At 71.7% G+C, this 13,581-nt stretch carries 12 protein-coding genes; 8 read left to right on the forward strand and 4 right to left on the reverse strand.

The features are described 5' to 3' along the window. The first annotated feature begins 54 nt into the window (after positions 1–54). Positions 55–3,603 carry a SpoIIE family protein phosphatase gene (locus I4J89_RS00185; RefSeq protein WP_196412204.1) on the forward strand — a complete coding sequence of 1,183 codons (3,549 nt, stop codon included), beginning with the start codon at positions 55–57 and terminating at the stop codon, positions 3,601–3,603. Here I4J89_RS00185 and I4J89_RS00190 read toward each other — a convergent pair. Next, the gene (locus tag I4J89_RS00190; RefSeq protein WP_196411715.1) at positions 3,590–3,904 is read right to left on the reverse strand and encodes an STAS domain-containing protein; all 315 of its coding nucleotides are present in this window, start codon (positions 3,902–3,904) and stop codon (positions 3,590–3,592) included. The genes I4J89_RS00185 and I4J89_RS00190 overlap by 14 nt on opposite strands. Before the next feature lie 67 nt (positions 3,905–3,971). Between I4J89_RS00190 and map the strand changes: the two genes are divergently transcribed. Then, positions 3,972–4,829 carry a type I methionyl aminopeptidase gene (gene map / locus I4J89_RS00195; protein WP_196411716.1) on the forward strand — a complete coding sequence of 286 codons (858 nt, stop codon included), beginning with the start codon at positions 3,972–3,974 and terminating at the stop codon, positions 4,827–4,829. 49 nt (positions 4,830–4,878) lie between these two features. Here map and I4J89_RS00200 read toward each other — a convergent pair whose 3' ends face one another. The 3 genes from I4J89_RS00200 to I4J89_RS00210 are packed head-to-tail and all read right to left on the reverse strand — an operon-like array spanning position 4,879 to position 6,549. Next, on the reverse strand, positions 4,879–5,586 hold the full coding sequence (locus I4J89_RS00200) for a nucleotidyltransferase domain-containing protein (RefSeq protein WP_309238111.1): 708 nt from the start codon (positions 5,584–5,586) through the stop codon (positions 4,879–4,881). A gap of 53 nt (positions 5,587–5,639) precedes the next feature. Next, positions 5,640–6,062 carry a ferritin-like domain-containing protein gene (locus I4J89_RS00205; protein ID WP_196411718.1) on the reverse strand — a complete coding sequence of 141 codons (423 nt, stop codon included), beginning with the start codon at positions 6,060–6,062 and terminating at the stop codon, positions 5,640–5,642. A 16-nt stretch (positions 6,063–6,078) separates the two neighbouring features. Further along, positions 6,079–6,549 (reverse strand): hypothetical protein, encoded by a 471-nt coding sequence (locus I4J89_RS00210; protein ID WP_196412205.1) that lies wholly within the window; start codon positions 6,547–6,549, stop codon positions 6,079–6,081. Between the two features lie 194 nt (positions 6,550–6,743). On the opposite strand from I4J89_RS00210, the gene rimP reads away from it, so the two are divergent. The 6 genes from rimP (at position 6,744) to I4J89_RS00240 (ending at position 13,478) form a co-directional block, all read left to right on the forward strand. Continuing rightward, positions 6,744–7,361 carry a ribosome maturation factor RimP gene (rimP, locus tag I4J89_RS00215; protein WP_196411719.1) on the forward strand — a complete coding sequence of 206 codons (618 nt, stop codon included), beginning with the start codon at positions 6,744–6,746 and terminating at the stop codon, positions 7,359–7,361. Further along, entirely contained in the window at positions 7,358–8,374 is a 1,017-nt protein-coding gene (nusA, locus tag I4J89_RS00220; protein ID WP_196411720.1) for a transcription termination factor NusA, read from the forward strand. The genes rimP and nusA overlap by 4 nt, the downstream gene beginning before the upstream one ends. Before the next feature lie 52 nt (positions 8,375–8,426). Then, positions 8,427–8,738 carry a YlxR family protein gene (locus tag I4J89_RS00225; RefSeq protein ID WP_196411721.1) on the forward strand — a complete coding sequence of 104 codons (312 nt, stop codon included), beginning with the start codon at positions 8,427–8,429 and terminating at the stop codon, positions 8,736–8,738. Positions 8,739–8,844: 106 nt separating this feature from the next. Further along, positions 8,845–11,943, forward strand: a complete 3,099-nt coding sequence (gene infB / locus I4J89_RS00230) for a translation initiation factor IF-2 (RefSeq protein ID WP_196411722.1) — start codon at positions 8,845–8,847, stop codon at positions 11,941–11,943. Between the two features lie 182 nt (positions 11,944–12,125). Next, positions 12,126–13,154 (forward strand): TRM11 family SAM-dependent methyltransferase, encoded by a 1,029-nt coding sequence (locus I4J89_RS00235; RefSeq protein WP_196411723.1) that lies wholly within the window; start codon positions 12,126–12,128, stop codon positions 13,152–13,154. Positions 13,155–13,184: 30 nt separating this feature from the next. Next, complete coding sequence (locus I4J89_RS00240) at positions 13,185–13,478, forward strand: DUF503 domain-containing protein (protein ID WP_196411724.1); 294 nt, start codon at positions 13,185–13,187, stop codon at positions 13,476–13,478. Positions 13,479–13,581: the final 103 nt, after the last annotated feature.

Raw genomic sequence — 13,581 nt, forward strand, 5'->3', positions numbered from 1 at the left:
ACCGTGCCACCGGGCCTGGTGCTTCGGGCCGGCGAAGATCCGTGGGAGGCATGGATGGGTGCCCTGCCGAGCCGGCTGCGCATCGCCTTCGAGCGCGGCGGCGAGATGGGCGCGCGGATGTCCGCACTGGACTGGTCCGCTTCCCCGGTCGGTGAGCCGTCGACCTGGCCGGCCGAGCTCGTCGACGCGGTCGTCACCATGCTGGCCTCACGGGCGCAGATCGTCGTTTTCTGGGGGCCGGAGTACACGGCGCTCTACAACGACGCGTACATCGCCGCGCTGGGCGGCAAGCATCCCGGCTATCTCGGGCGGCCGGGCAGCGAGCTGTGGGCGGAGACCTGGGATCTGCTGCGCGAGCTCTTCGACGGGGTGATCGCCGGAGACCGGTCGTACTACGCCGCCGACCATTTCTTTCTCCTGCAGCGGCACGGGTTCCTCGAGGAGGCGTACTTCGACATCTCGTACGACCCGATCCGGGACGAGACCGGCCGGGCGGGCGGGGTGTTCTGCATCGTCAGCGACACCACCGGCCGGGTGCTGGGTGAGCGCCGGGTGCGTACGCTCAGCGCCCTCGGACGCCGCCTCGCCGACTCGCCCGGCGAGGCCGCTCTGGCCGCCGAGGCCGCGGCCGTGCTCGGGGAGAACGCGGCGGACGTACCCTTCGCCGCCCTGATCCTGGACGACGTCACGCATCCGGCGATCCGGGCGGTGATCGAGAGCGGACGGCCCGGACGGATCGCTCTGCGGGAGATGGTGGCCGAGCCGGCGCCGTCCGCCGCCGACGAGGCGTTGGTGCTGCCGATCGGGGTGGGCGCCGACACGGTGGGCGCACTGGTCCTCGGGGTCAGCCGCTACCTCGAGCTGGAGGGCGCCTACCGGGACTTCCTCGATCTGGCGGCGGCCCAGATCTCCCGGGCGGTGGCGAACGCGCGGGCGTACGAGCAGGAGCGCGCACGGGCCGCTGAACTGGCCGCCCTGGACCAGGCCAAGACCAACTTCTTCTCCAACATCAGCCACGAGTTCCGTACCCCGCTGACGCTGATCCTCGGACCGGTGGAGGACGTGCTCGAGGACCCGGCCACGCCGGGGCCGCTGCGCGACCGGCTGACACCCGTCCACCGCAACGGCCTGCGCCTGCTGAAGCTGGTCAACACGGTGCTGGACTTCTCCCGGATGGAGTCCGGCCGGATGCAGGCGGTGTACCGCCCGACCGATCTGGCGGCACACACCGCCCGGCTGGCCGTCTCGTTCCGGCCCGCCACCGAGCGCGCCGGTCTCCGCCTCACCGTCGACGCGCCCGCGCTGGACCAGCCGGTACACGTCGACCACGAGCTCTGGGAGAAGATCGTCTTCAACCTGCTCTCCAACGCCGTCAAGTTCACCCGGGACGGCGGCATCGAGGTGCGGGTCCGGGCCGAGGGCGGGCACGCGGTCGTGTCCGTACGCGACACCGGCGTCGGCATCGCCGAGGCCGAGCAGGCGCTCCTCTTCGACCGCTTCCACCGGGTCACCAATGCCTGGGCCCGCAGCCATGAGGGGACCGGCATCGGCCTGGCCCTCGTCCGCGAGCTCGCCGAGCTGCACGGCGGCTCGGTCGAGGTGCACAGTGCACCCGGCCGGGGCAGCGAGTTCCGGGTCCGGATCCCGTTCGGGACGGCCCATCTGCCGCCGGAGCGGATCAGCGACGACCCGGTGGCCGCCGACTCGGTGGAACCCCGCCTCTGGGTCGACGAGGCCACCTGGTGGGCCGGCGACGGTCCGGCCCTGCCCGACCCGGTGCGGAACCGCTCCGGCGGCCGGATCCTGCTCGCCGACGACAACGCCGACCTGCGCGAGCACGTCTCCCGGTTGCTGCGCCCGCACTGGGACGTGGTCACCGCCGCGGACGGCGTGAATGCCCTGGAGGCGGCTCGCGAGCACCCGTTCGACCTGGTGCTGACCGATGTGATGATGCCCCGGCTGGACGGCTTCGGCCTGATCGCCGCGTTGCGCGCCGACGGGCGTACCCGGGACGTGCCGATCGTGGTGCTCTCCGCCCGGGCCGGCGAGGAGGCCGCGGTCGAGGGCCTCGCCGCCGGCGCGGACGACTACCTGACCAAGCCGTTCTCCGCCCGGGAGTTGCTGGCCCGCGTCCGGGCCAACCTGGAGCTGGGCAAGCTCCGCCGGGACATCGTCAGCCGCTTGCGGGCGCTCGTCGACGCGGCGGTGGCCCTCAACACGGTGTCCAGCACGGCCGAGGTGCTCGACGTCGCGGCCCGGCACGTACTCGCCATGACCTCGGCCGGCCGGGTGGTGATCACCGTGCCGGAGGCTCGCGCCGAGCGGGACGGCGCCGCCGCCGCCTCCGCCGAGCCGGACGTGGTGCTGCCGCTCCCGGACACCGCCGGGCCGCACCTCGGCGAGCTGCGGGTCTGGAACAGCGGGGACAACCCGGCCGACCCGGCGGTGCTCACCCAGCTCGCCCGGCTGGTCGGCCTGCGGCTGGCGAACGCCCGCCTGTACGAGACCGAGCACCGGATCGCCACCACCCTCCAGCACAGCCTGCTGCCGCAGTCACTGCCCCGGGTGCCGGGCGCCATCGTGGCCAACCGGTACGTGCCGGGCAGCAGCGAGGCCCGCGTCGGCGGCGACTGGTACGACGTCATCGCCAGCCCGGACGACGAGTTGTTCCTGGTCATCGGCGACGTGGTCGGCAAGGGGGTGCAGGCCGCCGCCGGGATGGGCCAGTTGCGCAACGCGCTGCGGGCGTACGTCCTGGAGGGCTTCGACTGCGGCGCCTCGCTGTCCCGCCTGAACCGGCTGGTGGACACGCTGGGCCGGAGGCAGTTCGCGACCGTCCTCTGTGTCGCCTTCGATCCGCGGACCAGGCGGCTGCGTTACTCCTCGGCCGGCCACCCGCCACCGGTGCGGGTCGACCCGGGCCAGGCCGGCGCCTTCCTGTACGGGGCGGCGCTCGGCCCGCCGATCGGGGCGCTCGGCGACGTGATCTACCCGACCCGGGAGACGTACCTGTCCGCCGGCAGCCGGCTGCTGCTCTACACCGACGGCCTGATCGAGGACCGGCGGCAGGACATCGACAGCGGGCTCGCCGAGCTGATCGTGGACGCTGCCGTGCCCACCGAGCACATCGACGATCTGCTGGAGGCGCTGCTGGTGAAGGCCACCCGGTCCACCCGCCGCGACGACATCGCCATGGTGGCGCTCGAGGTGACCGAACCGCGGGAGTTCCAGTTGCGGCTGCCCGCCGAGCCCGGCCGGCTCACCGTGCTGCGCCGCCGCCTGGAGGACTTCCTGACCGCGCACGGTGTCCCCGAGGCGGACGGTTTCGACCTGGTGGTGGCGGTCTCCGAGGCGGCGGCGAACGCCATCGAGCATCCGATCGACCCGGCCGAGCCGATGATCACCGTTGAGGCGTCGCTCGCCGACGACGCGGTGCTGGTGACGATCCGCGACACCGGCCACTGGCGGCCGGCCGGCGACGCCGGTTTCCGCGGCCGCGGGCTGGCCCTGATCGGGGCGCTCACCGAGCTGTCGGTGCACCGCTCGCCGGACGGAACAGCGGTCACCCTGCGGCGGCCGCTGACGGCTGTCAGGCCGGCCTGAGCCAGGGCTGCTCGCCCAGCCCGGAGATGTCCAGGATCCGGCGGACCCGAGCCGACGGGATGACCTCGAGCGTGCCCGGGTAGCGCTCGGCCAGCCGGATCAGGGTGTGGATGGCGGCCGAGTCGAAGAACGTCACCGCGCGCAGGTCGAGTGTGGCGGCCCGGGCCCGTTCCGGGGTGGCGGTCCGGTACAGGGTGTCCGCCGAGGCCATGTCGACCTCGCCGGTCACCGTCACGGTGACCCGGCCACCGTCCACCTCGCCGGTCGCCGAGAAGTTCGGCTCGAGGCCCTCTTGATCCACGAACACACGATTTCACAGCGCTGTGAGGGCGGCAAGGACAGGCCGTGCGGCCGGATAGGCTGTGCTCATGTCCGTACGTGCCCCCCTCGTTCCGGGAAAGCAGACGCCTTGGCGACCGGTCCCGGCTCAGATCGTCCGCCCGGAGTACGTGGGTAAGAAACGTCCCCGCGAATGGCGCGGTTCGCACGTGCAGACCCCCGAGATCATCGAGAAGATGCGGATCGCGGGCCGGCTCGCGGCGCAGGCCACCCAGCTGGCCGGCGAGCACTGCAAGCCCGGCGTGACCACCGACGAGATCGACCGGGTGGTGCACGAGTTCCTGCTCGACCACGGGGCGTACCCGTCGACGCTCGGCTACAAGGGCTTCCCGAAATCCTGCTGCACGTCGCTCAACGAGGTGATCTGCCACGGCATCCCGGACTCCACCGTGCTGGAGGACGGCGACATCATCAACGTCGACGTGACGGCGTACCTGAACGGGGTGCACGGCGACACCGACGCCACCTTCTGCGTGGGCGAGGTGAGCGAGGAGGCCCGCCTGCTCGTCGAGCGGACCCACGAGGCGATGATGCGCGGCATCCGCGCGGTGGCGCCGGGCCGCCCGATCAACGCGATCGGCCGGGTCATCGAGGCGTACGCGCGGCGGTTCGGCTACGGCGTGGTCCGCGACTTCACCGGCCACGGCATCGGCGAGACCTTCCACTCCGGCCTGTACGTCCCGCACTACGACAACCCGCGGCTGGACACCGTCATGGAGCCCGGCATGACGTTCACCATCGAGCCGATGATCACGCTCGGCACCCACGAGTACGAGATCTGGAAGGACGGCTGGACGGTCGTCACCAAGGACCGCAGGTGGACCGCCCAGTTCGAGCACACCCTCGTGGTGACCGACGACGGCTACGAGATCCTGACCCTGCCCTAGGTTCAGTGAACCCGCCGGGCAGTGCGGCCCTCGCCACGTTGAAAAAGGTTCAGTCGAAGAGCGCGCCCAGGGTGCCGTCCACCGGCCGACCCCGGGCGGTCAGCTCCTCCGCCTGGTATTTCAGGATGGCCCCGAGCTCCTGCATGTCGGCCGCGGCCACCCCGGTCCGCTTCACCGCGTCCGCCACGTTGCGGAAGTAGGTCCGGGTGAGCAGGCCGGCGACCAGCGCGGCGTGCAGCCTGGCCTCGGCCATCAGGACCAGGGCGGCGTCGGTGTCGTACCACTGCGCGAGCCGGACGGCGCGGGCGTGTGCCCCGTTGGCGATCGCCCAGTTGTGCCGGGCCAGCTGGGTGAACTCGAGCGGGCGCGCCTCGGCGAGCAGGGTCAGGTGTGCCTCGCGCTGGTCGGTGAACCAGTCCTTCGGGTCGTAGAGCGGGTACGTCGTGATGAACCCGTCGGCCACCAGCGGCCAGCGCGAGGTCAGCACCCGGGCCTGGCCCAGACCCTCCTCGCCGGTCACCACCTGCAACTCCACCGGGGTGCCGTCGACCTTGCGCAGGGCCGGTTTCGGGCCGGTCTTGGGCCGGTAGGTGACGACGACCAGGTTCACGTCGCTGTGGTCGGTGTCATCGCCGTGGGCCACCGATCCGCGTAACCCGATGGCCCGCACCTCAGCCGCCCATCGGTGCTGGATGACGTCGCGGAGCCGGATCGCGAGCGACCCGCGTGCGGAGGTGGTGTCGGGCCCGTCGATCACTACGCCATTCTCGGCCATTCATGGATCCGGGGAAGCCTGGATCGGCAGCTCTCTCAGCCGGGACGCCCGGGGAAGGGCAGGGTCAGCGGCGTGACCTCGGCGAGTCGCCGCCATCGGGTCGCGCGAACTGCCGACTCGGTCAAAGCCGACAATGCGTCGACTCGTTCCGTACCCTCGGTCACCGGCAGCACTACCCGCCATGCCTGGGCCACACCGTCCTCGACGTGGACGGCGAGCTTCAGCGCGGTGGCCCGGTCGGTGACCTCGAACGGCAACCGGTAGCCGGCCGGCGCCGGGCCGGTGCTGGCCCGCAGTTCGTCGAGCCGGTCGACCAGCTCGTCCCGGCGCACCCGATGCTGCTGCTCGGCGGTCCGGGCCCGGTCCTGCTCGGCGGACGCCAGATGCACGCCGATCAACCCGTACGCGTAGATGGCCGCCTCCTCGGCGGCCAGCGCACCGGTCAACTCCTCGATCACGTCGTGAACCCCCTGATCAGCGCAGTGCTTCGGCGTGCGTCGCACGGCAGGCGGCGATCGAACCGACCAGCGCGGCCCGTTCCCTCGGCGCGGTCCGGCACGCCGCGACCGCGGTCTTCTGCGCCGCCTGTTCCGCCTTGCGCAGGTCGGCCGTGGTGTCGCCGTCGGTCGCCGAGGCCGAGGAGGAGGGCGCCGCGGAGGCCGACGGCAGGGCGGTGCCGATCAGCCGGGCGAGCTCGGCGGCGTGCGCCCGGTGGTCCTCGGCGAGCGAGGTCAGCCGGACGCCCAGATCCGGCTGCGCGGCAATCGCCCGGTCGTACGCCGCGGCCAGGGCCAGCGCCTCGTCCAGCAGCGGTTGCAGAGGATCCGGTTCCGGCGCGGGCTCCGGCTCGTCGTCGAACAGCCCGCATCCGGTCAGAGTCGCGGCACCCACCGCGGTGCCCGCCACGGACAGCACCCGGCGACGCGTGTGTCCCCCTGCTCTCATCACCACGGCGCCAGTCAACACCATCCGTTCGGTGTCCGCCGGTCCGGGCCGTTGACCTGCGGAAGGGGTGGATTCGGTGCGGCGGCGCTCCGTCCAGGCGGCCGGCGCGTTAGGCTCAGCGTCAGCCGCGGGGCCGCTAAGTGCCCGGCGGCATATAGTCGTTTCCAGCGCAAGCTAGTGAGAGGTCGAGCCCGATGACGCAGCGTGGTCGCGCCGGGGCCCGGCCCGGCGGCCGTCCCGGTGGCCGCCGTACCCGGCCGGAGCCGGAGCCCCGTACCCCCGTGGTTCCCCGGATCGACCTGACCGCTGCCAAGGCGCGGGTCCGTGCCGTGGTCGAGCCGGTGGTCGCGAAGGCCGGCTACGACCTGGAAGATCTCACGCTGTCCCGGGCCGGTCGCCGGCACGTGGTGCGGATCCTGGTCGACGCCGACGGCGGGATCAGCCTGGACGACGTGGCGATCGTCTCCCGCGAGATCTCCTCGGCGCTGGACGCCGCCGAGGAGAGCGGTGGCGAGCTGCTGAACGGGGAGTACCAGCTCGAGGTCGGCTCGCCCGGCGTCGACCGGCCACTGACCGAGCCCCGGCACTGGCGGCGCAACGCCGGCCGCCTGGTCGCGGTTGACGGTGTGGTCGGGCGCGTGGTGTCGACGAGCGACGCGGGTGTCGTGCTCGACGTGGACGGCGTGACCCGGGAGATCGGGTTCGGCGAACTCGGGCCGGGCAAGGTCCAGATCGAGTTCAAGCGTATGGACGAGGCCGATTTCGGCGACGACGAAGATGAAGACGACGACGAAGGGGAGGGCGAGGAATGAACATCGACCTCGCGGCGCTGCGCGCCCTGGAGCGCGAGCGGGAGATCCCGTTCGACACTATTCTGGCGGCCATCGAGACCGCGCTGCTCACCGCGTACCGGCACACCGAGGGCGCCGAGAGCCACGCCCGGGTGGAGATCGACCGCAAGACCGGGGTGGCCTCCGTGCTGGCCCAGGAGCTCGATCCGGACGGCACCGTGGTGCGGGAGTGGGACGACACACCGCACGACTTCGGCCGGATCGCGGCGATGACCGCCAAACAGGTGATCCTTCAGCGGCTGCGCGAGGCCACCGACGAGCAGCACTTCGGTGAGTACGCGGGGCGCGACGGCGACCTGGTCACCGGTGTGGTGCAGGCGGACGCGGCGCGGGCCGAGAAGGGCATCGTCATCGTCGACCTGGGCAAGCTGGAGGCGGTTCTGCCGCAGTCCGAGCAGGTCCCCGGGGAGACGTACGACCACGGCTCGCGGATCCGCTGCATCGTGGTGCACGTGGCCAAGGGCTTCCGTGGCCCGCAGATCACGCTGTCCCGGTCGCACCCGGCTCTGGTGAAGAAGCTGTTCGCCCTCGAGGTGCCGGAGATCGCGGACGGGACCGTGGAGATCGCCGCGATCGCACGTGAGGCAGGTCACCGTACCAAGATCGCGGTGCGGTCGACGGTTCCGGGCGTGAACGCCAAGGGTGCGTGCATCGGCCCCATGGGCCAGCGCGTCCGTGCCGTGATGAGCGAGCTGCACGGCGAGAAGATCGACATCATCGACTGGTCGGACGACCCGGCCCAGTTCGTCGGCAACGCGCTCTCCCCGGCCAAGGCGCTGCGTGTCGAGGTGGTGGACGCCGCCAGCCGTACGGCTCGGGTCACCGTTCCGGACTTCCAGCTCTCGCTGGCGATCGGCCGGGAGGGACAGAACGCCCGGCTGGCCGCCCGCTTGACCGGGTGGCGCATCGACATCCGTCCGGACAACGAACCGGCCGGAGTCTCGGACCGTGATGCGGCCGAGGCGGGGAACTGACCGGATACGCGTCCGGCACGATCGAGGGGTAGACTTGCCCTCGGTCGGCCCGATGCGAACCTGCGTCGGCTGCCGCAAACGCGCGCCGGCCGCTTCATTGCTGCGGTTCGTCGCGGCCGGATCCGGGGGAGACCTCCGGCTTCTGCCCGATCCGGGCCGCCGACTGCCGGGCCGGGGAGCACATTTGCATCCCGATCCGGCCTGCTTCGCGCAGGCAGAGCGACGTCGTGCCTTCGGGCGTGCGTTGCGTCTCACTGGTTTTGCTGACCCCGAGCTGCTTGCGGAGCACATCCGCACGGTCTCCGTGCCGTGCGGAACCACCGATGACGAGGCGCCTGAGCCCCGTCACGACCCAGCAAGGTAGGACGACCCAGATGAGCACACGATGAAGTCCCTGAAATGACCAGGCTTCTAGTGCACGAGTGAGGTCTGTGCGGGTGCGCTCGCACGACCTCGAAGTGAGGAGTGCAGTGCCAGGCAAGGCCCGCGTACACGAGCTCGCGAAGGAGCTCGGGGTCGACAGCAAGACCGTTCTCGCCAAGCTCAAGGAGATGGGCGAGTTCGTCAAATCCGCATCCAGCACCGTCGAGGCCCCGGTGGCCCGGCGGCTTCGTGGTGCCCTGGAGCAGGGCGGTGCCGTTTCGTCGGCGCCCGCCGCTCCGGCGTCCAGTGCTCCGGCCGCTTCCGGCGGCTCGGGCACCGCTACGCCCCCGCGTCCGGGACCCCCGATGGGGCGGCCTCAGCCGCCGCGTCGTCCCGGCCCGCCGCAGGGCGCGTCCAGTAACGCTCCTACGTCCCCGGCTCCCTCGCCCGGTCCGTTCGTCCGGCCCAAGCCGGCGGTTCCCGGTCGTCCGGGCCCGACGCCCGGCCCGGTCGCCAAGCCGGCCAGTGCCCACGACATCGAGGTGGCGGCCGCCGAGGCTCGCGCTTCGGCGTTGAAGGCCGAGCAAGAGGCCGCTGTCAAGGCGGCGCAGGCCGCCCGGACCCGGGATGCCGAGCGCCGGCAGCAGCAGGGCCCGCCGGACGGCGGCGCCCAGCGTGGCCCGCGTCCCGGTCCCGGCAGTGTCCCGCCGCGTCCGGGTTCTCCGGCCGCGGGTCGTAACGTGCCCCCGGCTGCGCCCGGTGGCCCCCGTCCCGGCCCGGCCGGCGGCGCTCCGCGTCCGCCCGCGCGTGGTCCGGGTAACAACCCGTTCGGTGTCTCCGGCGGTGCCGCGGCGCGGCCCTCGCCGGCTTCGATGCCGCGTCCCAACCAGGCGGGTATGCCGCCGCGGCCGAGCCCTGCCTCGATGCCGCCGCGGCCCAGCCCCGCGTCCATGCCGGCGCAGCGTCCGGGTCGCCCGGCCGGTCCCGGTGGCGGCGGTGCCGGTCGTCCGGGTGGTCCCGGTGCCGGTCGTGGCGGTCCCGGTGGTGGCGGCGGCGGTGGCGGTGGCTACCGCGGCGGTCCCGGCGGTGGCGGCGGCGGTGGCGGTGGCTACCGCGGCGGTCCCGGCGGCGGCGGTGGCGGCGGTGGCGGCTTCCGACCCGGTGGTGGCGGTGGCGGCGGTGGCGGCTTCCGTCCCGGCGGCGGTGGCGGCGGCCCGGTAGGCGCCGGTGCTCCCGGTCGTCCCGGCGGTGCCGGCGGCCGTGGTCGCGGCGGCGGTGCGGCGGGTGCCTTCGGGCGTCCCGGCGGCCGGCCGACCCGTGGCCGCAAGTCGAAGAAGCAGCGGCGTCAGGAGTTCGACAACCTGTCCGCCCCGCAGATGAGCTCTGGTGCTCCTCGCGGTAACGGCCAGGAGATCCGGCTCTCTCGCGGCGCGTCGCTCTCCGACTTCGCCGACAAGATCAACGCCAACCCGGGCTCGCTCGTCCAGGAGATGTTCAACCTGGGTGAGATGGTCACGGCGACGCAGTCGGTCTCCGACGACACGCTGTTGCTGCTCGGTGAGCACCTCGGCTTCGACGTGAAGATCGTCAGCCCCGAGGACGAGGACCGTGAGCTGCTCGCGCAGTTCAACATCGACCTCGACGCCGAGGTGGCGGAGGACCGGCTGGTCACCCGTCCGCCGGTGGTGACCGTCATGGGTCACGTCGACCACGGTAAGACGAAGCTGCTCGACGCGATCCGCAAGACCAACGTGGTGGCCGGCGAGGCGGGTGGCATCACCCAGCACATCGGCGCCTACCAGGTCGTCGTCCCTCACCAGGGCGAGGACCGGGCGATCACCTTCATCGACACCCCGGGTCACGAGGCGTTCACCGCCATGCGTGCCCGTGGTGCCCAGGTGACCGACATCGTCATCCTCGTGGTGGCGGCGGACGACGGCGTGATGCCGCAGACGGTCGAGGCGCTCAACCACGCCAAGGCCGCCGACGTGCCGATCGTGGTCGCGGTCAACAAGGTGGACAAGCCGGACGCCAACCCGGAGAAGGTCCGTCAGCAGCTGGCCGACTACGGCCTGCTCGCCGAGGACTACCAGGGCGACACGATGTTCGTCGACGTGGCCGCCAAGCCGGGCATCGGCATCGACAACCTCCTCGAGGCTGTCCTGCTGACCGCCGACGCGGCGCTGGAGCTGACCGCTCCGATCGACGGCCCCGCTCAGGGTGTCGCGGTCGAGGCGCACCTGGACAAGGGTCGCGGTGCCGTGGCCACCGTCCTGGTGCAGAAGGGCACGCTCCGTGCCGGTGACTCGATCGTGGCGGGCGGCGCGCACGGCCGCGTCCGCGCCATGCTCGACGAGAACGGCAAGCAGGTCGCCGAGGCGGGTCCGGCCCGTCCGGTCCTGGTGCTCGGTCTCACCTCGGTTCCCAGCGCGGGCGACACGTTCCTCGCTGCCGAGGACGACCGCACCGTGCGGCAGATCGCCGAGCAGCGGCAGGCCCGCCGTCGTGCGGCCGCCTTCGCCAACTCGGGGACCAAGGCCACGCTCGAGACGCTCATGGCTCAGCTCAAGGAGGGCGAGAAGACCTCGCTCACGCTGGTCATCAAGGGCGACAGCTCGGGTTCGGTCGAGGCGCTCGAGGACGCGCTGTTCAAGATCGAGATTCCGGACGAGATCCAGCTCAAGGTCATCCACCGCGGCGTCGGTGCGATCACCGAGAGCGACGTCAACCTGGCGTCGGCCTCGTCGGAGCAGACCGCGACGATCATCGGCTTCAATGTCCGGGCCTCGAACAAGGTCAAGGAGATGGCCGACCGCGCCGGCGTGGAGATCCGCTACTACAGCGTGATCTACCAGGCCATCGAGGAGATCGAGGCGGCGCTCAAGGGCCTGCTCAAGCCGGAGTACGAAGAGGTCGAGCTGGGCACCGCGGAGATCCGCGAGGTCTTCCGCTCGTCCAAGATCGGTCTCATCGCCGGTTGTATCGTCCGGTCGGGTCTCATCCGCCGCAACGCCAAGGCGCGCATCCTGCGTGAGGGCACCGTGGTGGCGGACAACGTCACGATCAGCTCGCTCAAGCGGTTCAAGGACGACGCGACCGAGGTCCGCGAGGGCTTCGAGTGTGGTCTGACGCTCCAGGGCTTCGGCACGCCGCAGATCGGCGACGTGATCGAGACCTTCGAGATGCGCGAGAAGCCGCGGGCGTAATCCCCGGCTGATCTGAGTGCGGCCCTGGCGCTTCGGCGTCAGGGCCGCTCTTTTTCCAACCCCTTTCCGGTACGCGCGGGACCGTCCCGCCGAACCGGGACCGTCCCCCGCTACCGCGCGATCACCAGCCACGCGGCGCCCCAGCGCGGCCGCCGGGAAAGGGCGGCTGGGAGGATGAGGGCATGTCCCGCTATGCCTTGCTGCTCGCCCCTTCCGCCAACCGGGTCTACGCCGATCAGGCCGCCCGCATCTCGGTGGCGGAGCTGTCCGCCTTCGGCTCGGTGCTCTCCTCCGAGCTCGCCGAGATCGAGGTGACCGGGATCGGCGGTGTGGAGTACCTGACCTTCACCGCCGAGCTGCAGCCGCGCGACATTTCGTACGTCTCTAATCTGTCGGCCGCCTACGCTCTCTTCGAGCGGGTCGACGCCGAGCTGCTGCGGCCGGTCGCGCTCAGCCCGCTGGCCCGGTACGACAGCGACCTGATCACCATCCCCAAGTACGCGGGCAAGACCAACGAGCAGTTCACCAAGCTGGTGCTCAACCTCACGCTGCTCGCCTCCGCCTCGGCCGGCCGGATGCTCGACGGGCACCTGACCGTCCTGGACCCGCTCTGCGGTCGCGGCACCACGCTCAACCAGGCCCTGATGTACGGCTACGACGGCATCGGCGTGGAGATCGACGGCAAGGACGTGGAGGCGTACAAGCTGTTCCTCCAGACCTGGCTCAAGCGCAAGCGGCTCAAGCACACCGCGGAATTGGTGCCGGTGCGCCGGCAGGGGCGCCGGGCCGCGCGTCGCCTGGAGGTGACGCTCGCGCCGAGCAAGGACGACCACAAGGCCGGGGCGGTGCAGAAGATCACCGTGCTGCAGGCCGACTCCACCCAGCTCGACGGCCTGATCCGGGGGAACGTCGCCGACGTGCTGGTCGCCGACCTGCCGTACGGCGTGGCGCACGGCAGCTACGACGACGGTGGTGGCATCTCCCGCCGCCCGCTGGATCTGCTGGAGCGGGCGGTGCCGCAGTGGCTGGCGCTGCTGCGTCCCGGCGGCGCGATCGGGCTGTCCTGGAACACCAAGGTCGCCAAGCGGGCGCTGGCCGAGGACATCCTGCTGGCCAACGGGCTGGAGATCGTCGAGCACCAGCCCCTGGAACACCGGGTGGACCAGGGCATCGAGCGCGACGTGGTGGTCGCGCGGAAACTCGCGGGATAACCCGCGCCACCCCAAGTACCCTGCTCGCTGATGTATACCGAGACCGCAGTTTTCGACCTGCTCCTGCCCGGTGACTCACGCTCGCTGAAGCAGAAGCGCTCCTACCTCCGGCCGATCATCGCGATGCTGAAGAAGTACGAGGTCAGCGCCGCCGAGGTGGGATTCCACGACCTGCACGGGCGGGCGCAGATCGGGGTGGCCGTGGTGGCGCCGGACCCGGCACAGGCCCGGGCCGTCATCGACACCTGCGAGCATCAGGTGGCCGGCCGCCCCGAGATCGAGTTGCTCTCGGTCCGGCGACGGCTCTACGGCGACGAGGACTGAGCTGCCCGGCGGCGGAAAACCGATGCGAGGCCGCGGACCAGAGATGGGTACGCTTCAGCAGTTAGGGCGGGGGCGGTGCTGACCCGCGGGAACCATAGTCGGA

It is taken from the genome of Actinoplanes aureus (genome assembly GCF_015704865.1).
Taxonomy (GTDB): Bacteria; Actinomycetota; Actinomycetes; order Mycobacteriales; family Micromonosporaceae; genus Actinoplanes; species Actinoplanes aureus.